This is a genomic window from Bacillus sp. BC08 (assembly GCF_054326875.1).
On the sequence record NZ_JBTGPA010000018.1, the window covers coordinates 137,874 to 162,331 of the forward strand.

Annotated in this window: 24 protein-coding genes and 1 other annotated feature; of the genes, 19 read left to right on the forward strand and 5 right to left on the reverse strand. The window is 36.8% G+C overall.

Annotation, left to right across the window (positions count from 1 at the left end; all coding sequences use genetic code 11):
- Nucleotides 1–52 precede the first annotated feature (52 nt).
- Nucleotides 53–193, forward strand: coding sequence for a DUF3985 family protein (locus ACXVYO_RS02880; RefSeq protein ID WP_000404783.1), 141 nt, complete (start codon nucleotides 53–55; stop codon nucleotides 191–193).
- Nucleotides 194–588: 395 nt separating this feature from the next.
- On the opposite strand, the gene ACXVYO_RS02885 is transcribed toward ACXVYO_RS02880, so the two are convergent.
- Nucleotides 589–975 (reverse strand): DUF3938 domain-containing protein, encoded by a 387-nt coding sequence (locus ACXVYO_RS02885; RefSeq protein WP_458465979.1) that lies wholly within the window; start codon nucleotides 973–975, stop codon nucleotides 589–591.
- 460 nt (nucleotides 976–1,435) lie between these two features.
- On the opposite strand from ACXVYO_RS02885, the gene ACXVYO_RS02890 reads away from it, so the two are divergent.
- Entirely contained in the window at nucleotides 1,436–1,957 is a 522-nt protein-coding gene (locus ACXVYO_RS02890; protein ID WP_458465980.1) for a GNAT family N-acetyltransferase, read from the forward strand.
- 110 nt (nucleotides 1,958–2,067) lie between these two features.
- Here the strand turns inward: ACXVYO_RS02890 and ACXVYO_RS02895 are convergent, their stop codons facing one another.
- Nucleotides 2,068–2,961, reverse strand: a complete 894-nt coding sequence (locus tag ACXVYO_RS02895; RefSeq protein WP_000530035.1) for a YitT family protein — start codon at nucleotides 2,959–2,961, stop codon at nucleotides 2,068–2,070.
- Nucleotides 2,962–3,238: 277 nt separating this feature from the next.
- On the opposite strand from ACXVYO_RS02895, the gene ACXVYO_RS02900 reads away from it, so the two are divergent.
- The 7 genes from ACXVYO_RS02900 to ACXVYO_RS02930 all read left to right on the forward strand — a co-directional run bounded on the left by ACXVYO_RS02900 (nucleotide 3,239) and on the right by ACXVYO_RS02930 (nucleotide 11,034).
- A complete protein-coding gene (locus tag ACXVYO_RS02900) occupies nucleotides 3,239–3,523 on the forward strand; it encodes a hypothetical protein (RefSeq protein WP_073517034.1) in 285 nt (94 codons plus the stop codon).
- A 28-nt stretch (nucleotides 3,524–3,551) separates the two neighbouring features.
- Nucleotides 3,552–4,334, forward strand: a complete 783-nt coding sequence (yidC, locus tag ACXVYO_RS02905; RefSeq protein ID WP_073517033.1) for a membrane protein insertase YidC — start codon at nucleotides 3,552–3,554, stop codon at nucleotides 4,332–4,334.
- A gap of 129 nt (nucleotides 4,335–4,463) precedes the next feature.
- Nucleotides 4,464–5,426: a hypothetical protein gene (locus ACXVYO_RS02910; RefSeq protein WP_458465981.1), complete on the forward strand. Its 963-nt coding sequence runs from the start codon at nucleotides 4,464–4,466 to the stop codon at nucleotides 5,424–5,426.
- Nucleotides 5,427–5,721: 295 nt separating this feature from the next.
- Nucleotides 5,722–5,958 (forward strand) — a binding site (T-box leader).
- A 65-nt stretch (nucleotides 5,959–6,023) separates the two neighbouring features.
- Nucleotides 6,024–7,337 (forward strand): APC family permease, encoded by a 1,314-nt coding sequence (locus ACXVYO_RS02915; protein ID WP_458465982.1) that lies wholly within the window; start codon nucleotides 6,024–6,026, stop codon nucleotides 7,335–7,337.
- Between the two features lie 107 nt (nucleotides 7,338–7,444).
- Nucleotides 7,445–8,629, forward strand: coding sequence for an MFS transporter (locus tag ACXVYO_RS02920; protein WP_458466040.1), 1,185 nt, complete (start codon nucleotides 7,445–7,447; stop codon nucleotides 8,627–8,629).
- A gap of 80 nt (nucleotides 8,630–8,709) precedes the next feature.
- Complete coding sequence (locus tag ACXVYO_RS02925) at nucleotides 8,710–8,880, forward strand: hypothetical protein (RefSeq protein ID WP_458465983.1); 171 nt, start codon at nucleotides 8,710–8,712, stop codon at nucleotides 8,878–8,880.
- Nucleotides 8,881–9,150: 270 nt separating this feature from the next.
- The gene (locus ACXVYO_RS02930; protein ID WP_458465984.1) at nucleotides 9,151–11,034 is read left to right on the forward strand and encodes a SpaA isopeptide-forming pilin-related protein; all 1,884 of its coding nucleotides are present in this window, start codon (nucleotides 9,151–9,153) and stop codon (nucleotides 11,032–11,034) included.
- 30 nt (nucleotides 11,035–11,064) lie between these two features.
- On the opposite strand, the gene ACXVYO_RS02935 is transcribed toward ACXVYO_RS02930, so the two are convergent.
- Nucleotides 11,065–11,823, reverse strand: coding sequence for a TrmB family transcriptional regulator (locus tag ACXVYO_RS02935; RefSeq protein WP_458465985.1), 759 nt, complete (start codon nucleotides 11,821–11,823; stop codon nucleotides 11,065–11,067).
- A 188-nt stretch (nucleotides 11,824–12,011) separates the two neighbouring features.
- On the opposite strand from ACXVYO_RS02935, the gene ACXVYO_RS02940 reads away from it, so the two are divergent.
- The 4 genes from ACXVYO_RS02940 (at nucleotide 12,012) to ACXVYO_RS02955 (ending at nucleotide 15,916) form a co-directional block, all read left to right on the forward strand.
- Nucleotides 12,012–14,012, forward strand: coding sequence for a methyl-accepting chemotaxis protein (locus ACXVYO_RS02940; RefSeq protein ID WP_458465986.1), 2,001 nt, complete (start codon nucleotides 12,012–12,014; stop codon nucleotides 14,010–14,012).
- Between the two features lie 78 nt (nucleotides 14,013–14,090).
- Entirely contained in the window at nucleotides 14,091–14,393 is a 303-nt protein-coding gene (locus ACXVYO_RS02945; protein ID WP_071748124.1) for an MTH1187 family thiamine-binding protein, read from the forward strand.
- Between the two features lie 48 nt (nucleotides 14,394–14,441).
- Complete coding sequence (locus ACXVYO_RS02950) at nucleotides 14,442–14,687, forward strand: YusU family protein (protein WP_001290594.1); 246 nt, start codon at nucleotides 14,442–14,444, stop codon at nucleotides 14,685–14,687.
- A 311-nt stretch (nucleotides 14,688–14,998) separates the two neighbouring features.
- A complete protein-coding gene (locus ACXVYO_RS02955) occupies nucleotides 14,999–15,916 on the forward strand; it encodes a proline dehydrogenase family protein (RefSeq protein ID WP_000436767.1) in 918 nt (305 codons plus the stop codon).
- A gap of 22 nt (nucleotides 15,917–15,938) precedes the next feature.
- Here ACXVYO_RS02955 and ACXVYO_RS02960 read toward each other — a convergent pair whose 3' ends face one another.
- Nucleotides 15,939–16,778, reverse strand: coding sequence for a D-alanyl-D-alanine carboxypeptidase family protein (locus ACXVYO_RS02960; protein WP_458465987.1), 840 nt, complete (start codon nucleotides 16,776–16,778; stop codon nucleotides 15,939–15,941).
- 97 nt (nucleotides 16,779–16,875) lie between these two features.
- Nucleotides 16,876–17,022 carry a YuzL family protein gene (locus ACXVYO_RS02965; protein ID WP_001096344.1) on the reverse strand — a complete coding sequence of 49 codons (147 nt, stop codon included), beginning with the start codon at nucleotides 17,020–17,022 and terminating at the stop codon, nucleotides 16,876–16,878.
- A gap of 237 nt (nucleotides 17,023–17,259) precedes the next feature.
- Between ACXVYO_RS02965 and ACXVYO_RS02970 the strand changes: the two genes are divergently transcribed.
- From ACXVYO_RS02970 to ACXVYO_RS02995, 6 genes are all read left to right on the forward strand, one after another.
- Entirely contained in the window at nucleotides 17,260–19,641 is a 2,382-nt protein-coding gene (locus tag ACXVYO_RS02970; RefSeq protein WP_458465988.1) for a 3-hydroxyacyl-CoA dehydrogenase NAD-binding domain-containing protein, read from the forward strand.
- A gap of 21 nt (nucleotides 19,642–19,662) precedes the next feature.
- A complete protein-coding gene (locus ACXVYO_RS02975; RefSeq protein ID WP_458465989.1) occupies nucleotides 19,663–20,835 on the forward strand; it encodes an acetyl-CoA C-acetyltransferase in 1,173 nt (390 codons plus the stop codon).
- A 135-nt stretch (nucleotides 20,836–20,970) separates the two neighbouring features.
- On the forward strand, nucleotides 20,971–21,150 hold the full coding sequence (locus tag ACXVYO_RS02980; protein ID WP_458465990.1) for a hypothetical protein: 180 nt from the start codon (nucleotides 20,971–20,973) through the stop codon (nucleotides 21,148–21,150).
- 72 nt (nucleotides 21,151–21,222) lie between these two features.
- Nucleotides 21,223–23,007: an acyl-CoA dehydrogenase family protein gene (locus ACXVYO_RS02985; RefSeq protein ID WP_080492771.1), complete on the forward strand. Its 1,785-nt coding sequence runs from the start codon at nucleotides 21,223–21,225 to the stop codon at nucleotides 23,005–23,007.
- 139 nt (nucleotides 23,008–23,146) lie between these two features.
- The gene (locus ACXVYO_RS02990; protein ID WP_458465991.1) at nucleotides 23,147–23,869 is read left to right on the forward strand and encodes an MBL fold metallo-hydrolase; all 723 of its coding nucleotides are present in this window, start codon (nucleotides 23,147–23,149) and stop codon (nucleotides 23,867–23,869) included.
- Between the two features lie 3 nt (nucleotides 23,870–23,872).
- Nucleotides 23,873–24,421 carry a TetR/AcrR family transcriptional regulator gene (locus ACXVYO_RS02995; protein WP_458465993.1) on the forward strand — a complete coding sequence of 183 codons (549 nt, stop codon included), beginning with the start codon at nucleotides 23,873–23,875 and terminating at the stop codon, nucleotides 24,419–24,421.
- The last annotated feature ends 37 nt before the right edge of the window (nucleotides 24,422–24,458 follow it).

Sequence of the window (24,458 nt, forward strand, 5' to 3'; positions counted from 1 at the left end):
GTCTGGGGCGAGTAAAATAAGGTAAGAAGAGCAAAGCTTGGAGGAATTCTAGATGGAAATTTTAACGATTATTTTAATAGTTTTGCTCATTTATGCTGTTTTTAAAGTAGCATATGTAGCATTAAAGATACTCGCGATCCTATTAGTTATCTTTTTAATCGTAGAGTTCGGCAGTAAATTGCTTGGGGGATAGGTATGTTGTACGTTTTGGGTTTCAAAGGATGTCGGTAAGTCGATATCCTATGTCGAATCGTCGATAAAATGAAAAAATCGTTGATATAAGTGGAGAAATCGCCGATATATTTGGAGAATCGTTGATATATTTTAGTGAATGCTAAGTGGGGTATGTGGAAAAGAAGTTGCCGTGAGGTAGCTTCTTTTTATTTTGGTGTTGGGTATAGAGTCTGAATAGGTTGTCGAAAGATGTCGGTAAGTCGATATGTTGTGTCGAATCGTCGATAAAATGAAAAAATCGTTGATATAAGTGTAGAAATCGTCGATATATTTGAAAAAATGTTGATATATTCCAACGAGTACTAGCCGGGGTATACAAACCAATCTAAAAAAGCTGGAAGAATATCTTCCAGCTTACGAGTTACTTTCAATTTGGCGTCTGTTTTCTTCTTCATTGTCTTGTAGTAGGTTGAATACGTCTGCTAAGCAGAATGCAATGAACCAAGTCCATAGACCGTGGAAGAAAGCTGAGCTTAATTGAAGTGGTAATGTATAGTTAGTCATTGAGTAGGAAATACATCCGCCAACGATTCCGATCATTGTTAATAACATTGTTTTTTGCGCATTTTCTTCTGGATTGAAGAGGAAGAAAATGTATCCGCCTAAAATTGAAGCGCTTACAAGTGTTTCGATTCCATTAAAAATGATATTCTCTCCAAGCTGAGTGTTTGTCCAGAAGCAGATTGTTCCGCCGATAATAGCAAACAGGACAGCTATTGTATATCTGATATATTGATTCATATGTTCATCTCCTTATGTAATAAGATGATTTGGAAGTCAAAAAGGTAGGTATAGTATATTGAAGTGAATTTTAGTTGTACGTATCTTTTTTATAAAAAGATCATGGAAGAATAACTAAGATGATCGGTTTTTTAAACCGTTACGTGTATGGTGTTTGAAATATACCCGACTGCTCGTTTCTTTTTGCTTGTAAAATAAGAGAAACTTCCAAGTCTATATACTCTTTTTTTGTGAGTCTGCTTTCATTATAACACATTTAGGGGCACAATAATAGAATTATCTGATTTTGTAATAAGTGTAAAAAATAAAAAGCGCAAAGAAATACCATTAACGGCGCAGTTTAGTGGCAGAAGGATTTTCATTTATTATGATGAAATATGTAATCAAGGTGGGATATAAGAAGGGGACTTAAATACTATAAAAATGTTTTGTAGTATGAATGAAAGGGAGGAGAGCTAACTTGGAGATCATAACAGAAAGATTAATAATTAGACCATTTAAGAGTACTGATTTAAAGGATGTATTTGCTATTTATAATAATGATGATACATGTAAGTTTCTATTACATAATAAGTGGACTCATGAAGACATGCAGAAGAGATTTAATAAGAAGCTAGCAAACAATGTACTTACTAAAGAATCAATATTAAGTTTGGCAGTTATATATAAGACTAAAGTAGTTGGAGACTTATCCGTATGGTATACAAATATGAAAGACACTGTTGAGATTGGTTATAGTTTTTCCAATGAAGTAGCTGGGATAGGCTTGGCAACAGAAGCAGTAAGTAGTTTGGTATTTAAATTATTTAATGAATGTAATGTACATCGTATACAAGCTAATCTTGATGCACGTAATACAGCTTCACAAAAATTGTGTGAACGAATAGGCATGAGAAAGGAAGCCCATTTCATACAAGATTTTTGGAGTAAAAATGAATGGACAGATAGTATTGTATATGGAATGCTATCCTCCGATTTGTAGTAATAAACTTGGTGATTTTATTATGCTAAAAGGTGCGTTAGTTAAATAACAAAGGGCATAACATATTATATATGACTAATATGTTATGCCCTTTAATGTATTAACCTTTTTTATATGCGTTTGAAACGGCCGACAATTTCAACTGTTTCAGTAATGTTCATGAATGCTTTGTTATCCACTTGACGGATAATACGTTTCATTTCGCCTAACTCATAGCGAGTCACGACAGTGTAAATCATTTTTTTCTTATGGTTTGTATAGCCGCCGACAGCATCTACCATTGTCACTCCGCGTATGCCGTGATGTAATAGTGCGCTTTTTATTTCCTCGCCTTTTTCTGTAACTGTCATTATCGTTAATTTAATATGTTTCGTATGCACGGCATCAATTACTTTACTGACTACAAACCGGCTAATTAACGTATAAAGTGTAATATCCCATCCGAAAATAAATCCTGCTGCAACAAGTAAGATTAAGTTGAATCCAAAGATGATTGCTCCAATCGAAATATCTCGATGTTTCGCTACAATCAATCCAACAACATCAAAACCACCTGTTGAAGAAGCAAATCGGAATATGATTCCGGAAGCTGCTCCGCAGATTACACCACCGAATACAGAAGATAGTAAAATATCGTCTGAAACTTGGTGTACAGGGATAATGTTCATCGCTAATGATGATACAGCTACAAAGTACGCTGTTAAAAAGGTTGTCTTCTTGCCTAAGTAAAAGTGACTTAAAATAAGAAGAGGAATGTTTAGTAAAAAGATAAGTGCACCGATATTGTAGTGCATTAAATAACCGATAATCATCCCTACACCAGCGAAGCCACCGCTAATCATGTTATGCGGGATAAAGAACATATTCATAGAAATTGCATACAAAATAGAGGCTACGAAAATAACAACCAACTGTATGATGAATTCTAAGTGAAATGTTTTAGCTGCTGGGAAGGATAAAAAGGCGGTGTCGGGAACGTAATCGGCGTCTCCTAGTTGACCCATAGTATGTTTCATCTCCATATTCATTTTTGATTACAAGAAGAGAATAAAGGTTTTTTCAAAAACTGGCAATAGTTTTATTATAATGCAAAAATTTTATAAATTTCTAATAAATCAAGCCTATTCATTGATGTGTGTGAATATACTAAAGAAAGCGAATACAACGTTTCTTAATTATTGTTTTCTTGAGAAAATATGCAAAATACTTTTTTTGAAAATAAAAGGAAATAGAGAATGTTTGCCGAATGTGCTAAAATGACCTTATTAAGGATGTGAAGCGATGGAATTTTTATTGCAGGATGCAATTCTATATATATCGTTTGTAACGACAGCACTTTGTTTATTAGAAGTTTTCTTCCTTGCTAACGTTTCTCGCTTTGTGCGTCAGCAAGCATCGAGCGGTAGACAGAGGGCCTTTAAACTAGTTGATACATGTGAAGATAGTGCAGGGAATGTACCGCTATTTTCAATTTTTTATAAATATGGAATGATTCGTTCTGTACGCAGACAAGAATCAAGTGAAGAGAATGACGAGGTCGGTCCGTATACACCAATGTTTCGCTAAATAATTACGAAACATTGGAGGAATGAACATGTTAAAATCATACCGAGCTGCGCTCATTAGTTTATCATTATTACTTGTTTTTGTTTTATCTGGTTGCAGCAATGCAGCCCCAATTGATGCACATAGTACGGGGATTTGGGATCATTATTTCGTATATCCAATCTCGTTTATGATTCAATTTGTTGCTCATCATATACCGGGAGCTAGCTTTGGGATTGCTATCATTATTATGACGCTCGTTATTCGTTCAGCAATGATTCCATTAGCTGTTTCGCAATATCGTAGCCAAGCAAAAATGAAAAAAATGCAACCTGAATTGCAGAAGCTAAAGAAAAAACACGGTGATGTAAGTAAAGATTTAGAAAAACAAAAGCAGTATCAAAAAGAAATGTCAGAACTAATGAAATCAGGCGGTTGGAATCCACTTGCTGGTTGCTGGCCAATCTTTATACAAATGCCGATTTTCTCTGCTTTGTATTATGCGATTAGCCGAACAGAAGAGATTCGCACCTCATCATTTTTATGGGTGAACTTAGGACATGCAGATCCATATCATATATTACCGATTCTTGCAGCGCTAACGACATTTATTCAGATGAAAGTTTTCCAATCTAACGTTACACCTGGAGAACAAGTACAGATGCTGAAGGTGCAGCAAATTATGATGCCGGCAATGATTCTATTTATGGGATTTGCGGCGCCATCAGGACTTGTGTTGTACTGGATAACAGGTAACTTATTTACAATGACACAAACAATTGTATTAAGAAGAATAATGGAACGTGAAGAATTACAATTACAAAAAGCTTAGAAAAACGCCGCTCGGGATGAGCGGCGTTTTTTTGTTAAGTCGTTAAGGAAATGTTAAGAAACCGACATTACTATAGGCATTGTATACGAAAGTGTACATGCTTTAGAAATATGAAGGAGGAAATTTCCTATGAAGAAGAAAACAGTTGGGTATTTAGCGATTGCAGGTGCTTTATCATTCGGAATCATTGGAGGCGTCGGTATTCCGGCATTCGCGGCAACGAATACTCCAGCAGCTGAGCAGTCTACAAAAACGGCGAAAAAAGATTTGGATGACGCTACAAAACAAAAAGTAAAAACGATTATGGACGATACAAAGAAACAGTTGAAAGAGCTAGGTGTAAACCTTCCAGAGAAAGAAAAACGTAAAGATATGTTTGCGGGATTAGACGATCAAACGAAAGAAAAGGCGAAATCGATTTTAGAGCAAGAGAAATCCGGCAAATTAACACGTGAACAAGCGCAAGAGGAATTAACGAAGTTAGGCGTGAAAATGCCAGAGAAGGGTAAGCATGGAGATATGTTTGCTAACTTGGACGAAGCAACAAAAGAAAAAGCAAAATCAATTTTAGAGCAAGAGAAATCCGGCAAATTAACACGTGAACAAGCAAAAGAAGAATTAACAAAACTAGGCGTGAAGTTCCCGGAAAAGGGTAAACATGGAGATATGTTTGCTAATTTAGACGAAGCAACAAAAGAAAAAGCAAAATCAATTTTAGAGCAAGAGAAATCCGGCAAATTAACACGTGAACAAGCGCAAGAGGAATTAACGAAGTTAGGCGTGAAAATGCCAGAGAAGGGTAAGCATAAAGACATGCTTGCTAATTTAGATGAAGCAACAAAGGAAAAAGCGAAGTCTATCTTTGAACAAGAAAAATCCGGAAAATTAACACATGAGCAAGCAAAAGAAGAATTAACAAAACTAGGTGTGAAACTTCCAGAGAAAGAGAAGCATGAAGACATCTTTGCGGGATTAGATGAGGTAACAAAAACAAAAGCAAAATCAATTTTAGACAATGAAAAGAAACAATTAGAGGAATTGAATGTGGACCTTCCGCATCATAAGTTTTTTATGAACAAAGATGAGAAATAATTGAGCGAAGTCGTATCTTTCGTGTGGGCAACCGGAAGGTACGTATGTGAGGAGACTTTCTTTTAGAAAGTCTCCTCTTACTCATTGTCGTTTTTTGTTGGTAAATCGATATATTTGAAAAATCTCTGATATAATTTTTTACCGATATACTGTTCCAAAGATATTAGGGAATTAGAGAAGTGTCGTAATTTCTGTTATAATATAAGAAGAGAAATATTTCGTATGTTATATAAAAAAATATATTGATTTTTTCTAACAATTCAATATAATGAACAATAACTACAAAATTCGACATCAAGAAGTGATGATGAGGACATGATCAATTTTTTACGATTCTCAGAGAGGGAAGCCTTTGGCTGTGAGCTTCCTAATACGAAAAAATAGATTACCACCTCTGAACTGCAGCAGTGAACGAACATCTAGTAATTGCTTGCCGGCAAAAACCGTTATTTAGACTTGAGAAATTGGTGAAGTGTGTCACTTTGCTAATTGAAACAAGGGTGGAACCACGAATATAACACTCGTCCCTTTTTTAGGGAGGAGTGTTTTTTTATTTCATTTTTGCATCACACTAGGATTGGAAGGAGGATACGCAGCATGCATCATGATGAGAAGAACAAAATTGGCTTAACAGTAGCACTTTCTATTGTGGTAGGAACGATTATTGGATCTGGTGTGTTTATGAAACCAGGGAGCGTATTAGATTACTCGGGGAGTTCTAATATGGCGATTCTTGCTTGGGTAATTGGTGGTCTGTTGACGCTAGCAAGTGGTTTAACAGTAGCTGAAATTGGAGCGCAAATCCCGAAAAATGGTGGGTTGTATACGTATTTAGAGGAGATTTACGGAAGTTTTTGGGGATATTTATCAGGCTGGATGCAAACGATTGTTTATGGACCAGCTATTATTGGAACATTAGGGTTGTACTTTAGTTCTTTAATGATTAATTTTTTCTATTTAGATAAAGTATGGAATTTACCAATTGCAATTGGAACAGTTGTATTCCTTGGCGTTGTAAATAGTATGGGAACAAAATACGGAGGTATCGTCCAAACGGTTACGACAATTGGGAAGATGATTCCGATTGTTTTAATTGTTGTGTTAGGTTTTTGGAAAGGAAATAGCGATATCTTTAACGTAGTTGTGCCGATATCGGAAAATCAAAGTATCGGTATGGCAATTTTAGCAACGTTATTTGCTTATGACGGCTGGATTCTACTCGCTTCAATTGGCGGAGAAATGAAGAATCCAACAAAGTTATTACCGAAAGCAATGACAGTGGGGATTTTAATTGTAACGGCTGCTTACGTGTTAATTAACTTGGCATTATTAAATGTATTACCAGCAGCGAAGATTGTAGACCTTGGAGAAAATGCAACAGCGACAGCTGCGGGCATGCTACTTGGAGAATATGGTGGGAAAATTATTAGTATCGGTATTATCGTTTCTATTTTCGGTTGTTTAAATGGAAAGATTTTAACGTTCCCACGTATCCCGATGTCGATGGCAGAACGTGGACAACTTCCGTTTGCTAAGTTTATTGCAAAGGAAAGCCCAAGATTTAAAACACCAGCAAATGCGATTACTGTTGAAATCATTTTAGGAATTATTTTAATGATTATTAGTGATCCGAATAAGCTATCTGAGATTTCCGTATTCATTATTTATATTTTCTATGTAATGACGTTTATTGGTGTCTTCATTTTAAGAAAGCGTAATAAGAATAAAGAGCGTGCATATAGTGTACCTTTATTCCCAATCGTACCAATCGTCGCGATTTTAGGTTCGTTCTTTGTAATCGGCAGTGCAATTATTAATGATCCGGTAAGTTGTTTCTTATCAATTGGAATGGTCTTTACTGGACTACCGGTGTATTGGTATTTAAATAAGAAGAATAAAACTAGTGTTTAATAATTAGAAACAGGCGTATCATACGCCTGTTTTTTATTGTAAAAAAATTGTACTTGTGTTCAATTTCTGTTTTGGTTACTATAGTCGTAGTAACTAAAACAGAAAGCGTGGGGAAAGACTTGAATTTTCGTGTGTATATTTTAGCGATCGCGGCTTTCGTAGTCGGAACGGTTGAGCTAATTATAGGAGGAACGCTCGATCTAGTTGCCAATGATTTAGGAGTATCTATTAGTGCAGCTGGTCAACTTATAACAATATTTTCAGTAGTATTTGCTTTATCAGGTCCGGTTTTATTAGCGGTAACTGGAAAGTTTGAAAGAAAAAGATTATACATTGGGGCATTATCAATTTTCTTAATCGGAAATATTATTTCGGCATTTAGTTTGAATTACGGGATGTTAATGTTCTCGAGGGTTGTTTGTGCGGCGAGCGGTTCATTAATTATTGCGTTATCTGTAACACTTGCTTCTAGTGTTGTAGAACCGCATTTTCGTGCGCGTGCAATTGGAATCATTTTCATGGGGATTAGTGGGTCGCTTGTACTTGGAGTACCGCTCGGTCTTGTACTCGGAAATGCATATGGATGGCGTGCACCATTTGTATTAATTTCGGTATTAACAGTTATGGCAATCGCTTGTATTTCATTATTTTTAACAAAAGTACCACCGACATCGGTATTATCAATAAGAGAGCAAATTGCTACGTTAAAAGATAAGAAAATCGTAAGTGCACAGTTAACGTCATTTTTATTTTTAACAGGTCATTTAACACTATATGCATATTTAACACCATTTTTAAAAGATGTGATGCATGTGGAAGCGAATTGGATTAGTGTATTTTACTTCATTTTCGGAATCGCAGCGGTACTTGGAGGCGGCCTTGGGGGCTTGCTTGCTGATAAATGGGGATCGAAGAAAAGTATTATCTCAATTATTATCGTATTTGCGTGTGCAATCTTCATATTGCCGATGATGACATTCTCATTCCCACTGTTCATTATTATGATGGGACTTTGGAGTATGCTGAGCTGGGCTATTTCACCAGCGCAACAAAATTATTTAATTGAAATTGCACCAGAATCAGCTGGTATTCAGCAAAGTCTAAATAACTCTGCGCTTCACTTAGGAATTGCACTCGGTTCAACAGTAGGCGGAGTTGTTATTGAAAAATCATCTGTTATATATAACGCTTGGGTAGGCGGCGGCTTTATTATATTAGCGCTGCTTTGTGCAATTTTCTCTATTACGAGAGGAAGTTCTACTCAGTTTGCGAAGGAAGAATCTATCGTTTGATAGGTTCTTTTTTCATTTGTGAAATTTTGCAGGTTTTAGTAGATGTATGGAGAAGGTTGTATGTAGCGAGGTGATGGGAAATGATGTTTAACTTCTCGATATTCGGTATGATACTTGCACTATTACCGATAGTTGTAGTTGTTTTTGTATTAAGATGGGTACGTTTCATCTATCAAAATTCAGAGAAACAAGTGGAGCAAAATGAGAAAATTATTGAGCTGTTGAAGGAGATAAAGGAAAAAGATAAGTAATATGTATTCGTTTGAAATTTGTTTCTCGTAAGTTAAAAAGGCACTTATAAAGTGTCTTTTTTATTATGTTTGAAAGTTGGAAATATGTAATGTTCATTTGTCAATAGCAGCATGAGAACAAACAGTTTTAAAGTTGCTTATTACTGTGAAACTTTCTCAACAATTCGACAAGATACTACAAAAAAACCACCTATTCTCTTTTTTTCACTATAAGTACAATGAAACAGTAAGATTGCTTCATGTAGAAATTTATATATGGTGGTGGAGAAAATGAAACGAAAGATGTTAGGAAAATGGTTTAGTTTTTTAAGTGCTCTTATTATTTTATTAGGAATTGCAATGCCGCAAGTGAAGGCAGAAGTAATGAACAGAGAAACATATAAAATGGATTGGAGCTACAGTAATTCGAAACAGCGTGAAATAAAGACAGAAATAATTAAAGCGGCTTCGGGTGGTATTGCGTATTGTTTAACGCCTGATTTACGTTCTCCCAATGGGGATGATTTGCCTGAAATGGGGAAAACATCTGATGCTGTATATCGTGTTTTATTAAATGGGTATCCTCAAAAAAGCCCATCTGAATTAGGGGTAGCGACAGTAGAAGAAGCGCATTATGCTACACAATTAGCGGTATGGATTGCAGCAAATGAATTAACGGTAGAAGATTTAGTTGCAAAAAATGAACGAGTACATAATCTTATGAAGCGTTTAGTAGAGGCTTCAAAAAAAGAAACAGAATCACAAGATGTATTTTTAAAAGTTAATCCTGTAGATCCACAAACTGCTACACAAAAAGGTGATTATTTAGAAACAGGATTTTATGCAGTGCAAACAAATGCGGTTTCTGGCTCTTATACAATTCTTCCTGAAAATGCTCCTAAAGGGATTCGAATTGTAAATGAAAATGGAGAAGAGAAAAGTATATTATCAATTGACGAAAAATTTAAAATATTAATCCCGAAAGATACGAGTAGCGGTAATTTTAAAATGAAAGTGAAGTCTACTTTAACAAATTTACAAGCAATAGCTTTTAAAGGATCAGAAAAAGTTCAAAATACAACAGTATTGTTACAAAGAAATAGTGAGAAAATCAGTACAGATTTAGTTGTAAATTGGGAATCAGTAGGCTTTTTAAAGATTATGAAATTAGGAGAAAAAAAGGAATTATTAAAAGGAGCGGTGTTTGAAGTTTCTAATGAAAACTTTAAACAAAATGTTACGACTAATGATAAGGGGATTGCTGAGCTAGGGAATCTTCCAATCGGTATATATAGCGTCAAAGAAATTCAAGCGCCAGCTGGATATGTGTTAGACGGAAGTGTTAAAAAAATTGAAGTGAAAACTGGTGAAACTGCTGTATTAGAGTTGAAAAATGAAAATGTAAAAGGTGAATTAGAAATAACGAAAGTAGATGTAGCGGATGGGAATACGAAACTGCCGAACGCAGAATTTACAATCTACAACGAACAAGGGAAAGAAGTAGCAAAAGGAAAAACGGATGAAAAAGGTGTAGCGAAATTTAAACTACCATACGGAAAGTACACGTATAAAGAAACAATAGCACCGAATGGATATGTAATAAATGAAGAGACATTCGCATTTGAAATAAAAGAGAATGGAGAAATTATTAAGCATATCGTTCAAGATAAGAAGGTAGAAGGTGAATTAGAAATAACGAAAGTAGATGTAGCGGATGGGAATACGAAACTGCCGAACGCAGAATTTACAATCTACAACGAACAAGGGAAAGAAGTAGTAAAAGGAAAAACAAATGAGCAAGGTATAGCGAAATTCAAATTACCATACGGAAAGTACACGTATAAAGAAACAATAGTGCCGAATGGATATGTAATAAATGAAGAGACATTCGCATTTGAAATAAAAGAGGATGGAGAAATTATTAAACATATTGTGAAGAATAAGAAAGAAGAAAAGGCATCGCTTCCTTCTAAGCCAAATAAGCCAACACCGAATGGAGAAGTGAAACCTTCCGCTGATGTGAAGCCAATGCAACAACCTAGTAATCATAATGAAGTGCGTTTACCAGCTACTGGCGGCGTCGGCAATGAATTTACCGCTTTATTCGTTTTAGGAATTGGTTTTATTATTGCGGGTGCTTATGTGTTAAGGATGAAAAATAGAAAAGAAATGTAGAAAAAAACGCCTTGTAATAGAGGCGTTTTTTTAGTATCTCAACTTCCGCAACAAACTCTTAATTTCCTCATCTTGCATAAAGAGATCATGGTGTTTCTGGGTAATCTTTGCAAGTGCAACGTCGTGATGGAAAAATTCTATGAAGAACTTTACAAAAGGTTTTGACATTGTTTTCATCGCTTGCCATGATTGTTGCTCTACACCAGCAAATAAAATTTCGTGGTCGTCAACGACGAGTAGTAAATAGCGCTCTAATGCGTTAGGTTCTTCAGCTGGAATTAGAAAATGCATGTTTTCTAAATTTGTTTCTACTTTTCCAACTATAAGAGACTCGATGTGGACGCCTTGTTTTGCTTTTTCTTCTAGTATAGGAAGGTATTCAGAAAGAGTATCATTCCAAGCTGAAATAAGAATGGATTTTTTTGCACCTTCGATGAGTTCTTTACTTTGAACTCGAATAGAAGATTGCATTTTTAAGCTCCACACACGGTCATCTGTAAATGATTTTTTCGATATATTTGTTTCTAATTCTTTAATATTTGATTGAAATTCTGTCGTTAATTTTTCAATTGCTAGCTTGAGTGGTAATGCTGTATACAGCTTTTTCTTTTCAGAAACAGAATCCATTACCATGCCTTTATCGATCAGGCGTGCTAGCACTTCATATATTTTTGCTTTTGGAACACCAGAGTGCTTCACAATTGTTGTAGCATCTAGTGGTTCGTTGCTTGATACGACAACTTCATAAGCTTGGCTTTCATATTGTGAGAAACCGAATTTTTGTAACATAGTTCCCTCCGAACGAATGAGTTTATATAGCTTAAGGATAATGAACTATTTGTTTTTGCACAAGTGGTAGTAGGTTTTCTACTTAAATTGAGATGAGAATTAATTTCAATTTTTTAATTTTATCCATTATACTTAATATATTGATTAATATGATTGCGATGCAACGAGAAGGAGATGTTTGGGGGAAGATGTTGAGAAGTTTACGTTTAAAAATTGCGGTAGTATTTTCGGTACTTATTTCTATGATGTTTGTAATATTAGGTACAGCTATGTATCAATTACAGAAAGAGAAGGAAGTGCGCTCCTTAGACCAGTATTCTCAAAATACGATGGATCTTGTGACAGAGCAACTTACGACATTTGTTCAAAGAACGGATGAAGATATGGGATATTATGCGAACAGTGAGATGGTTCGTAATATACTTCAAGACGGAGTTACTCCAGAAGAAGAAGCATTTTTGATGAAAGAGTTTTCGGAGTACAAAAAGAATCATCCTGGTATTTTAGACCTATATATTGGTACGAAAGATAAAAAAACATTAAGTGCCAATCTTGCTGAAGGTGGACAAGTGCCAGAAGGATATGATCCAACGACAAGACCATGGTATAAAGACTCAGAAGCTGATGTGAAAAAGGTTCACTGGGGACAACCTATGTATGAAATTGCAACAGGTAAGTTAAGCGTGGGAGTTTCTAAAGCAATTACAGCTCAAGATGGATCTGTATTAGGTGTTGTAGCGATGGATGTATCACTTGGAACAATTCAGAAGTTACTTCATAATATTCAATACAATAACGGCGGAGAAATGTTTATTATAAATGATAAAAATATGGCTCTTGTTTACCCAGAGAAAATAGGGAAAGATGTTTCGAAAGAGCCACTTGTGAAGAGTTTAAATAAAGAGGTAACAAAATACGCTGTCACTACATTAAAAGGTGAAGATGTAGTTGTTTATAGCCAGTCATTTGATTTGATGAAATGGAAAATAGGAATTTTTTATCCGAAAGAAACGATTGATGGGCTATTAAATAGTACGAGAAATACAGTCCTTATAATGGCATGTATTAGCTTATTAGTTGGAATCATAGCTTCATACTTGTTCTCAAGAAGATTAGCAAGACCGCTGCAACTATTAACGAATCACGTTCAAAAAGTAGCAGAAGGTGATTTAACGTTGCAAATGAAAGTGACAAGTAAGGATGAAGTTGGAGAGCTGACAAATCACTTTAATCATATGGTTGAGCAAATGAATGAAATGGTAAGCAAAATTAAAAATAGTGTATCAACAGTGCAGCAATCAACGAATAATCTACATTATTTAACGACTGAAACTGTAGCTGCTAGTAGAGAAGTGTCAGGTGCAATGGATGATGTGAGCGGAGGAGCGTCTACTCTTGCTAATAGTGTAGATGAAGTTTCAGAGCAGCTGGAGAATATGGCGCAGTCAGTGGAACAAATGAATCAATCCGTTGGTGAAATAAAAGGAGTGGCTGGCAAAGCTGAAGAGGCATCTAAGCAAGGATTAAATACGATGCGTAATTTAGTTCGTACAAGGGGCCAATCATCTTCGATTGTTGTTCATACAGAGGAAGCCTCCGGAAAGTTAGAGCAAAGAGTTGGATCGATTCAAAATGTTGTAGAGCTTATAAAAGGTATTTCGGATCAAACGAATTTACTTGCTTTAAATGCTTCAATCGAGGCGGCGCGTGCAGGTGAGCAAGGTAAAGGATTTGCTGTTGTTGCTGAAGAAGTTCGGAAATTAGCGGAACAATCAAAAGATGCAACAGTAGAAATTGCGACGATGATTGGTGATGTACAAGTAGAGGTAAGACGTGTTGTAGAAGTTGTAAGTAAATTGAAAGATATCGCGGATGTACAAAATAAAGTGACGACAGAGGCAGAAACGGAATTCCGTACAATTATGTCAGTTGTAAATACGATTAGTACTTCAGTGGAACAAATTGTAGCAGAGGTAAATAACATTGGTCACGAGCAAGGGGAGATTACAGAGGTAATGCATACAATTGCTGGTACGAGTCAAGAAAGCGCAGCTGTTTCGGAAGAGGTAAATGCTGCAACTGAATCTCAAGTGAATCATCTAGAAAAGGTAGCTCATACGATGGCAAGTTTGACGGAGCACATGAGAGACTTAGAAAGATTAGTTGAGCAGTTTAAAATAGAGGAATAACAAATTAGTAAAATGATGAGTATTTCGGTAAAATAGACAATGGATATATAAGAAGCAAGTAATAGGAGGAAGACTACTATGGCAATTGTTGACGTATCGATTATTCCAGTAGGAACGGGTAATCCAAGTGTTAGTGAATATGTAGCAGAAGTACAAAAGGTGTTAGAGAAAAATGCAGATCGCGTGAAATATCAATTAACACCAATGAATACAATTATTGAAGGAGATCTTCCTGTCATTCTAGAAGTTATTCAACAAATGCATGAAGTTCCATATATGAAAGGTGCACAGCGCGTTGCGACAACAATTCGTATCGATGATCGTCGTGACAAAGTAAGCACAATGGAGAAGAAATTAAACTCTGTTCGATCAAAATTATAAGAAAAAGCAGCGATCTTCGCTGCTTTTTTCATATAGGAGGTAGATAAAATGAGTGAAAAGTTTAACGAACAATTTGATGGGTTGTTAGAGAAATATACGGAACTATTACTTGGAGAGAGTAATGAAGAGAGAAAGGAACAGGTGCAGAAGTGGGCACTGTATTCTTACATAGCTAAGACGATGCCGGCTTTAGTGAAGCATTGGAATGAGACTTACCCTGATGCGAAAGAAGAGATGGTACAGTTAATTACAGATATTAAAAGGCTTAATGAAGAGAAGAGAAATGAGCAATAAAAAAACTTGCGATAAATATAATCTCAAGTTTTCTGTATTAATATCCTTGTATAATTTACATGGAATATAAAGGGTTTTATAAGCATGTCGAATATTTTCGACATGCTTATTTTGTGCCTAGTAAATTCGTTTTTTCTAAATGTCGAAAAATATTTCCTGCATATTTATAAGCGAAAATATAGGGTTTTAAATGTTTTTATAGTATTTTATAAATTATCTAAATAATTATTTGTATCCAATAATTTTAAACAATGATATAATTTTGAAGAGGGGTAAAAAACAGATAAATCACAGTCATAGGGGTGAATTACATGGAACAATTAATGCGAAATTCGTTTCTTTTCTTGTCAAAAAATAAAGCGCTAACAAAACTGGCTAAAAAGTACGGTTTACGCTTTGGTGCAGGTCGCTTTGTCGCAGGGGAAACGATTGAATTAGCGACAGCTGCAATTAAAGCATTAAATAAGCAAGGTCTTTGTGTAACGATCGATTATTTAGGTGAATTCGTTGATAACGAAGCGGAAGCAAATGAAATGGCTAGCGAATCGATTGAAGCGATTCGTGCAATTGGAAGAGAAGGTCTTAATTCGCAGCTTTCTTTAAAGATGACTTCTATGGGATTAGATATCTCTGATGAAATCGTAATGAATAACATGCGCCGTATTTTAGAAGCTGGAAAAGAAAATGGTGTGTTTATTACAATTGATATGGAAGACTATACGCGCTGCGGGAAAACAATTGAGATCTTTAAACAATTAAAATCTGAATACGATAATATTGGTACAGTTATTCAAGCCTACCTTTATCGTACAGAAAAAGATATGGAAGAATTAAATGCTTATAGTCCAAATTTACGTCTTGTAAAAGGAGCTTATAAAGAACCTGAAGAGGTAGCGTTCCCGGATAAGAAAGATGTAGATGATAACTATAAAAAAATTATAAAAATGCACTTATTAAATGGAAATTATACTGCAATTGCTTCACATGACGAAGCGATTATTGAATATACGAAAAAACTTGCCGAAGAACACAACATTCCAAGAGACCAATTTGAATTCCAGATGTTATATGGTATTCGTAATGAGCGTCAACTTGAGCTAGTAAAAGAAGGTTACAAAATGCGTGTTTACGTACCTTATGGAAACGACTGGTATGGCTACTTCATGCGTCGTCTAGCAGAACGTCCAGCAAACGTTGCGTTCGTGTTAAAAGGTATGGTTAAAAAATAACCAAGGAGAAAATACTCCTTGGTTATTTTAATTGCTGAAATGCGTAATGTGCCATTTTCTTCGTATCAGGATATAGTTGCGTACGAGTAGAAGATAATACAACATTAATGACGCGTTTACCGTCTTTTTCATCCACTGTTACGACCGTATATTTTCCGAGTGCTGATAGACCGCTTTTACTTCCAATTGCATATGGATCGTCATATAGTTCTTCTCGTCCATAGTTTGCGATGTTTGGAGAGCGTTCTGAAGTATGTAGAGTTGTACGTGTTGAATTCATATATTCTAAAACAACTGGGTACTTTAACGCTTCTTTCGTAATCATAGCAATGTCATAAGGTGATACCTTATTTCCGAGTGCATCAGCACCACTTGCGTTTTTGAAAGTCGCATGCTTTGTACCAAGTTCCTTCGCTCTAGCATTCATCATTTTTACAAATTCATTTTTTGATCCTGCGATATGTTCTGCGATGGATTCGGCTATTGGGTCTGCACTAATGATAAGCATCAGTTTTAATGCCTCATCACGCTTTAACTTTTCCCCAGCACGAAGTTTAATTTTTTTACTTTGACTTTCTGTTTTAATTGCGTTCTCTGTAATTGTAATTTCTTCATCCTCTTTTACATTCTCTAGTAAAAGAAGGGTTGTCATCATTTTGGCTATACTAGCCGGATAAGAGCGTTCGTCTTCTCGTTTTCCATACAAAATTTCACCTGTGTCCGCATCGATTGTAATGGCGTATTGTCCAGTGATGCTAGGTTGATCGGCTCTTACAGTTTGCTGTCTTTGTGCGTAAGAGAAGAAAATCATCCCTGTAAATAGTGTAGCAATCATTACAATCATAACTATTGTTCGTTTCATCATCGTTCCCTCTTTTGTTTTCCATATGTACAAATAAATTGGGCAGAAAAAGCAGCCATTACCCATTATGCCACGTTTTCTGCCCAAAAATATACCGTTATTTTTCGCCCATATTATGCTTCTTATATTGTTGGTTATTACCTTGACGGCCCTTTTCCACACCGTGATTATGCGGACCTGCATTTCCAGTTACACTTGCTGCGCTAATTCCAGCTTTTGAAGGGTTCTTCTTAAGTTTTGCCATATATATTCCTCCAGTTTCGTCAGATTATAAAAAGGAAAAGTGTATTTGAGTGAAGAAAATACATACATATAGCATGGGCAAATAAAAGAAATATATTTATTTCAGAAAATTTTATCAATAAATATATTGCGAAAATTCAAACTGTATCATATATTTATTAGTAGAGGCTCACTCATTGATTGCGACTTATGTCGAAAAATTGAATGAGCATTCATTCAAGAATAGGGGGAGAATTGGATGTTCCAAATTAAAAAGGCTGCTGTTCTAGGTTCAGGCGTAATGGGTTCAGGGATTGCGGCACACTTAGCTAATATTGGTATTCCTACATTATTGCTTGATATTGTACCACCTGCGCTAACAAAAGAAGAGGAAGCGAAGGGGCTTACATTAGAACATAAAAGTGTGAGAAATCGTTTTAGTAATACGGCTGTGCAAAAACTATTAAAGCAAAAACCAGCTCCTCTGACAGTGAAAGGAAATTTAGCACTGATTGAAGCAGGTAACTTAGAAGATGATCTTGAGCGTCTAGCTGATGTTGATTGGATTATTGAAGTAGTAGTTGAAAACTTAGATATTAAAAAGAAACTATTTGAAAAAGTAGATGCTGTTCGTAAAGCGGGTTCTATTGTAAGCTCGAATACGTCAGGCATTTCAGTTGAAAAAATGGCAGAAGGTCGTTCAGACGACTTCCAGAAACACTTCTTAGGCACACACTTTTTTAACCCACCACGATATTTAAAACTTCTAGAGGTAATACCGACGAAAGAAACAGATCCACAAGTATTAAGCTTCATGAAACTATTTGGCGAAGACGTTCTTGGAAAAGGCGTTGTTATCGCAAAAGACACACCAAACTTTATTGGAAACCGCATCGGTACGTACGGTTTATTAGTAACTCTTCAAGAGATGATAAAACGCGGCTATAGCATTGGAGAAGTTGATTCTGTAACAGGCCCACTTATTGGTCGTCCGAAGAGCGCAACGTTCCGTACATTAGATGTTGTTGGTTTAGATACATTCGTACACGTTGCAAATAACGTATATGAAAACGTACAAGAAGAAGAGCGTGATGTATTTAAAGTACCAGCTTTCATGCATGACATGCTTGATAAAAAATGGCTTGGAAGCAAAACAGGTCAAGGCTTCTTCTTAAAACAAGGAAAAGAAATTTTAGAACTAAATCCTGAAACGATGGAATATGAAGCACGCAAAAAATTAAAAGCTGCATCTATCGAGTTAAGTAAACAAGAAAAAGGTTTATCGAATAAATTGAAAGCGCTTGTATACGCAAAAGACCGCGCAGGAGAGTTGTTATGGAACATCATTACACCGACTCTTTTATACTCTGCAAAACTTCATAAAGAAATTGCTGACGATATCGTTGCAATTGACCAAGCGATGAAGTGGGGCTTCGGCTGGGAGCAAGGACCATTTGAAGTTTGGGATGCAATCGGCGTTGAAAAGTCTGTTCAAAAGATGGAAGAAAACGGCGTAGTTGTTCCGACTTGGGTGAAAGAAATGGTAGAGAAAGGTTTCACTACTTTCTACAAACATGATAACGGAGATAGCTACTATTACGATAATGGCGAATATAAGCTAATCGAACGTAATAAAAAGGCAATTTCTCTTAAACAATTAAAAGCGAAAAATGGCGTATTAAAGAAAAATAGCGGAGCGAGCTTAATTGATTTAGGTGACGGCATCCTTTGCTTAGAATTCCATTCGAAGAGCAATGCAATTGGTATGGATATTACGCAAATGATTAACTACGCTGTTGATGAAGTAGAAAAGAATTATAAAGGTCTTGTTATCGGTAACCAATCGAAGAACTTCTGCGTTGGTGCGAACTTAGCAATGATCTTAATGGAAGCACAAGATGACAACTACTTTGAAATCGAGTGGGTTGTAAAAAACTTCCAAGATGCAATGACGAAAATTAAATACTCTTCTAAGCCAGTTGTAGCAGCACCATATGGTATGACGCTTGGCGGAGGTACAGAAGTTTGCTTACCAGCAGCTAGCATTCAAGCTTCTAGTGAAACGTATATGGGCTTAGTAGAAGTTGGTGTTGGCTTAATCCCTGGCGGAGGCGGTAATAAAGAGCTATACATTAAACACTTAAATAAAATGCCAAACGGTGTAGAGTTTGATCTGCAAAAAGTTGCGAATAAAGTATTCGAATCTGTAGCGATGGCGAAAGTTTCTACATCAGCACAAGAAGCTGTATCGAACAACTTCTTAGGCGATAAAGACGGTATTAGTGTGAATGGTGATCACTTACTATATGATGCGAAACAAAAAGCACTTTCTTTATATGAAGCGGGTTATAAAGCGCCGATTCGTAAAAAGATACCAGTTGTTGGTGAAACAGGCTATGCAACGCTTGTACTTGGTGCAGAAGCAATGCATTTATCAGGTTACATTTCAGAGCATGATCTTCACATTGCGAAGAAACTTGCATATGTCATTGCGGGCGGAAAAGTGCCGTACGGAACAGAAGTTGATGAGCAGTATTTATTAGATGTAGAACGTGAAGCATTTATTAGCTTAGTAAGTGAGATGAAATCACAAGCAAGAATGCAGCACATGCTTGTAAAAGGAAAGCCATTACGTAACTAATAACGAGGGGAGATATCGTTCATGAGAGAAGCTGTCATTGTTGCGGGAGCAAGAACACCAATTGGAAAAGCAAAGAGGGGTTCATTAAAAACAGTTCGTCCTGACGATTTAGGGGCGTTAGTAGTAAAAGAAACGTTAAAGCGTGCGAATTATGAAGGACCAATCGATGATTTAATTTTCGGTTGTGCAATGCCAGAAGCAGAGCAAGGTTTAAATATGGCTCGTAATATCGGCGGATTAGCAGGACTTTCCTACGATGTTCCAGCTATTACGATTAACCGTTACTGTTCTTCAGGTTTACAAAGTATCGCTTACGGAGCAGAGCGTATTATGCTTGGTCATTCGGAAGCGGTATTATCAGGCGGAGCGGAATCAATGAGTTTAGTTCCAATGATGGGACACGTTGTTCGTCCGAATAGTCGCCTTGTAGAAGCGGCTCCAGAATATTATATGGGCATGGGACATACAGCAGAGCAAGTTGCTGTGAAATATGGAATTTCTCGTGAAGAGCAAGATGCATTTGCAGTAAGAAGTCATCAACGTGCTGCGCAAGCATTAGCTGCGGGTAACTTCGCTGATGAAACAGTATCTGTAGATGTAACGTTACGTACTGTTGGATCAAACAACAAACTGCAAGAAGAAACAATCATTTTCGCGCAAGACGAAGGTATAAGAGCAGAAACAACGCTAGACATTTTAGGGAAATTACGTCCAGCATTTAACGTTCGCGGTTCTGTAACAGCTGGTAACTCTTCACAAATGAGTGACGGTGCAGCATCTGTACTATTAATGGATCGTGAAAAAGCAGTGAGTGATGGTATGAAACCACTTGCGAAATTCCGTTCATTCGCAGTAGCTGGCGTACCACCAGAAGTAATGGGAATCGGCCCAATTGCTGCAATTCCAAAGGCGTTAAAATTAGCTGGTCTAGAGCTATCTGATATTGGCTTGTTCGAACTAAACGAAGCATTCGCTTCTCAATCGATCCAAGTTATTCGCGAACTTGGTTTAGATGAAGAAAAAGTAAACGTAAACGGCGGTGCAATCGCACTTGGACATCCACTTGGTTGTACAGGAGCAAAACTAACACTATCTCTTATTCATGAAATGAAACGCCGCAACCAACAATTCGGTATCGTAACAATGTGTATCGGCGGCGGAATGGGAGCAGCAGGAGTGTTTGAATTACTATAAAAAAAGTGCAGGTGACTCGTTCAGAACAGGAGGGCGTTGGAAGCCCTGACGAAGAGGCGCTTTTTGCCTCACAGGAAGGGGTGAAACGACCGACTGTTTTAGCCACTGGAACTGGATTATGGAAAAAAAGTGGAAGTGGCTCGCTCAGAATGTGAGGGGGATGGAGCTTCAGACGTAGAGGCGCTCTTTGCCTCGCAGGAAGAAGCGAAGCCACCGAACATTCTAGCCGCTGGAACTGGATTAAAAAAAGTGCAGGTGACTTGCTCAGAACGAGACGTCGCCAATACAAAGAATGGAAGTAACAAAGGTTTATAAAAACAAAAGGGAGAGCTAGCTTCTTTCAAAAAGAAAGAAGCGGCTCATGAAAATATGAAGGAGGAAATTTTCATGGAAAAAACAGTAGGAAGTGCGGTTAAAGGCGGTAGCTTTTTAGTTGATGAGATTACAATTGATCAAGTGTTTACGCCAGAAGATTTTTCATCTGAGCATAAAATGATTGCAAAAACGACAGAGGACTTTATCGTAAATGAAGTTCTTCCAGAGCTTGAATATTTAGAGCAACACGAGTTTGATCGTTCTGTTCGTCTTTTAAAAGAAGCTGGGGAACTTGGGTTATTAGGCGCTGATGTACCAGAAGAGTACGGCGGAATTGGCCTTGATAAAGTAAGCTCAGCGTTAATCGCAGAGAAATTCTCTCGCGCTGGTGGTTTTGCAATTACTCACGGTGCTCACGTAGGTATCGGATCTTTACCAATCGTGTTATTCGGTAACGAAGAGCAAAAGAAAAAGTATTTGCCATTACTTGCGACTGGTGAGAAGTTAGCTGCATATGCATTAACTGAGCCAGGTTCAGGATCTGACGCATTAGGCGCAAAAACAACTGCACGTTTAAATGCAGAAGGTACACATTACGTATTAAATGGTGAAAAGCAATGGATTACAAACTCAGCATTCGCTGATGTATTTATCGTATACGCAAAAATTGATGGAGAGCACTTCTCAGCATTTATCGTAGAGAAAGAATATGCTGGTGTATCTACAAGCCCAGAAGAAAAGAAAATGGGTATTAAATGTTCTTCAACTCGTACGTTAATTTTAGAAGATGCATTAGTACCGAAAGAAAACTTACTTGGTGAAATCGGTAAAGGTCATATTATCGCGTTCAACATTTTAAATATCGGCCGTTATAAATTAGGTGTTGGTACAGTTGGATCTGCGAAACGTGCAGTAGAAATTTCAGCACAATATGCAAACCAACGTCAACAGTTCAAACAACCAATCGCTCGCTTCCCATTAATTCAAGAGAAACTTGCGAATATGGCAGCGAAAACATATGCAGCTGAAAGCTCTGTATACCGTACAGTAGGTTTATTCGAAAGCCGCATGAGCACATTATCTGAGGAAGAAGTAAAGGACGGTAAAGCAGTAGCAGCTTCTATCGCTGAATATGCAATCGAGTGCTCTTTAAATAAAGTATTCGGTTCTGAAGTATTAGATTATACAGTAGATGAAGGTGTTCAAATTCACGGTGGTTACGGATTTATGGCAGAGTACGAGATTGAAAGAATGTACCGCGATTCTCGTATTAACCGTATTTTCGAAGGAACGAACGAAATTAACCGCCTAATCGTACCAGGTACGTTCTTACGTAAAGCGATGAAAGGTGAATTACCACTTCTTCAAAAAGCACAAAAATTACAAGAAGAGTTAATGATGATGATGCCAGAAGAAGTAGGCGATGAGCCATTAGCACTTCAAAAATATTTAGTAACTAACGCGAAGAAAATCGGTTTAATGGTAGCTGGATTAGCTGCTCAAAAATACGGTAAAGCATTAGATAAAGAGCAAGAAATTCTTGTGAATATCGCTGACATCGTAAGCAACCTATACGCAATGGAGTCAGCTGTTCTTCGTACAGAAAAAGCGATTAAAACAACTGGTCTTGAAAAGAATAAACAAAAATTGTTATACACTGAAGTATTCTGCCAAGAAGCATTCAACGAAATCGAAGCAGATGCGAAAGAAACACTTATCGCAGTTGAAAACGGCGACATGCTGCGCATGATGTTATCATCATTACGTAAATTAACTCGCCACACACCACTTAACGTAATTCCGAAGAAACGTGAAATCGCTGCAAAAATTTTAGAAGATGAGCGTTACACAGTTTAATAGCTGTAAAGAAAAGTAGTCGTATAAACGGCTACTTTTCTTTTTTTTTGTAAAAATGAAATTTTTAGTGACATAAAACTAATACCATTAGTATAATAAAACTAATGGTATTAGTTTTTGTGAAAAGGGAGATGGAAATATGAGAATGATACATGAACAAACGGTATATCAATTGTCATTTTTGCCAAGAGTGTTTCCAGTGAATTGTTACTTTGTGGAGGAAGAAGATGGTTTAACTTTAATTGATGCGGCTTTGCCATATAGCGCAAAAGGTATTTTACAGGCGGCTGAGAAAATAGGGAAGCCAATTACTAAGATTGTATTAACGCATGCGCATGATGATCACATCGGTGCATTAGACGCATTAAAGGAAGTACTTCCTAATGTTCCAGTCTATATTTCTAAGCGGGACGCAAAGCTGTTAGAAGGAGATACGACGTTAGAAAAGGATGAACCGAATATACCGATAAAAGGCGGTGTACCTAAAAAAGTAAAAACGGTGCCTGATGTTTTATTGGAAGATGGCGACCGAATTGGATCGCTTCTTGCGATTATGACACCGGGACATACGCCAGGCTCCATGTCGTTTCTTGATGTACGGAATAAAGCTCTTATTGTCGGGGATGCATTCCAAACAAGAGGCGGTATGGCTGTTTCGGGCCAAATGAAATTTTGGTTTCCGTTTCCTGCGATGGCAACGTGGAGCAAAGAAATATCATTACAAAGTGCAGAGAAGTTAAGCGAATATGAGCCTTCCTTGCTTGCGGCAGGACATGGAAAAATGATAGAGGATCCAGGTGCTATCATAGAGCTTGCTATAAAGGAAGCTAAGCGGAATATAGAAAGTAGAAAAGAGGGGTAATTTATGTCACCGAGAATCGGACTTACATTACAGAAAATTGTAGAAACAGCGGTAGAAATTGCGGATACAAATGGAATACAAGAAGTAACGTTAGCTTCATTAGCGCAAACATTAGGGGTACGTTCACCTTCGCTATACAATCATGTGAAAGGTTTACAAGATGTACGGAAAAATCTTGGCATTTACGGAATCGAACAGCTGCATAACAGACTGGAAGAAGCTGCTGAGGGTAAACGTATGGACGAAGCAATTCATGCTTTAGGAAAAGCGTATGTAGCATTTGTACGCAAACATCCTGGACTGTATGAAGCAACTTTTTTACGAGATGAAGAAGTAAGAAAAGCTGGTGACGGAATTGTAAAGCTTTGTCTTCAGGTTTTACAGCAGTACGGATTAGAAGGGGAGAATGCACTTCATGCGACACGTGGATTCAGAAGTATTTGTCATGGATTTGCGTCGATTGAACAGCAAGGTGGATTTGGTTTGCCACTAGATTTAGATACAAGTTTACATGTATTATTGGAAACGTTTATTAAAGGATTACGTGAATAAGAAGCAAGGCAAACAAAAACCTTAGAAGTGATTCTAA

Bases quoted from the DNA above. Each gene is read 5' to 3' on its own strand.
- ACXVYO_RS02880 (WP_000404783.1), top strand. From the start codon at position 53: ATGGAAATTTTAACGATTATTTTAATAGTTTTGCTCATTTATGCTGTT.
- ACXVYO_RS02885 (WP_458465979.1), bottom strand. From the start codon at position 975: ATGAATCAATATATCAGATATACAATAGCTGTCCTGTTTGCTATTATC.
- ACXVYO_RS02895 (WP_000530035.1), bottom strand. From the start codon at position 2,961: ATGGGTCAACTAGGAGACGCCGATTACGTTCCCGACACCGCCTTTTTA.
- ACXVYO_RS02900 (WP_073517034.1), top strand. From the start codon at position 3,239: ATGGAATTTTTATTGCAGGATGCAATTCTATATATATCGTTTGTAACG.
- yidC (WP_073517033.1), top strand. From the start codon at position 3,552: ATGTTAAAATCATACCGAGCTGCGCTCATTAGTTTATCATTATTACTT.
- ACXVYO_RS02910 (WP_458465981.1), top strand. From the start codon at position 4,464: ATGAAGAAGAAAACAGTTGGGTATTTAGCGATTGCAGGTGCTTTATCA.
- ACXVYO_RS02915 (WP_458465982.1), top strand. From the start codon at position 6,024: ATGCATCATGATGAGAAGAACAAAATTGGCTTAACAGTAGCACTTTCT.
- ACXVYO_RS02925 (WP_458465983.1), top strand. From the start codon at position 8,710: ATGATGTTTAACTTCTCGATATTCGGTATGATACTTGCACTATTACCG.
- ACXVYO_RS02930 (WP_458465984.1), top strand. From the start codon at position 9,151: ATGAAACGAAAGATGTTAGGAAAATGGTTTAGTTTTTTAAGTGCTCTT.
- ACXVYO_RS02935 (WP_458465985.1), bottom strand. From the start codon at position 11,823: ATGTTACAAAAATTCGGTTTCTCACAATATGAAAGCCAAGCTTATGAA.
- ACXVYO_RS02940 (WP_458465986.1), top strand. From the start codon at position 12,012: ATGTTGAGAAGTTTACGTTTAAAAATTGCGGTAGTATTTTCGGTACTT.
- ACXVYO_RS02945 (WP_071748124.1), top strand. From the start codon at position 14,091: ATGGCAATTGTTGACGTATCGATTATTCCAGTAGGAACGGGTAATCCA.
- ACXVYO_RS02950 (WP_001290594.1), top strand. From the start codon at position 14,442: ATGAGTGAAAAGTTTAACGAACAATTTGATGGGTTGTTAGAGAAATAT.
- ACXVYO_RS02955 (WP_000436767.1), top strand. From the start codon at position 14,999: ATGGAACAATTAATGCGAAATTCGTTTCTTTTCTTGTCAAAAAATAAA.
- ACXVYO_RS02960 (WP_458465987.1), bottom strand. From the start codon at position 16,778: ATGAAACGAACAATAGTTATGATTGTAATGATTGCTACACTATTTACA.
- ACXVYO_RS02965 (WP_001096344.1), bottom strand. From the start codon at position 17,022: ATGGCAAAACTTAAGAAGAACCCTTCAAAAGCTGGAATTAGCGCAGCA.
- ACXVYO_RS02970 (WP_458465988.1), top strand. From the start codon at position 17,260: ATGTTCCAAATTAAAAAGGCTGCTGTTCTAGGTTCAGGCGTAATGGGT.
- ACXVYO_RS02975 (WP_458465989.1), top strand. From the start codon at position 19,663: ATGAGAGAAGCTGTCATTGTTGCGGGAGCAAGAACACCAATTGGAAAA.
- ACXVYO_RS02985 (WP_080492771.1), top strand. From the start codon at position 21,223: ATGGAAAAAACAGTAGGAAGTGCGGTTAAAGGCGGTAGCTTTTTAGTT.
- ACXVYO_RS02990 (WP_458465991.1), top strand. From the start codon at position 23,147: ATGAGAATGATACATGAACAAACGGTATATCAATTGTCATTTTTGCCA.
- ACXVYO_RS02995 (WP_458465993.1), top strand. From the start codon at position 23,873: ATGTCACCGAGAATCGGACTTACATTACAGAAAATTGTAGAAACAGCG.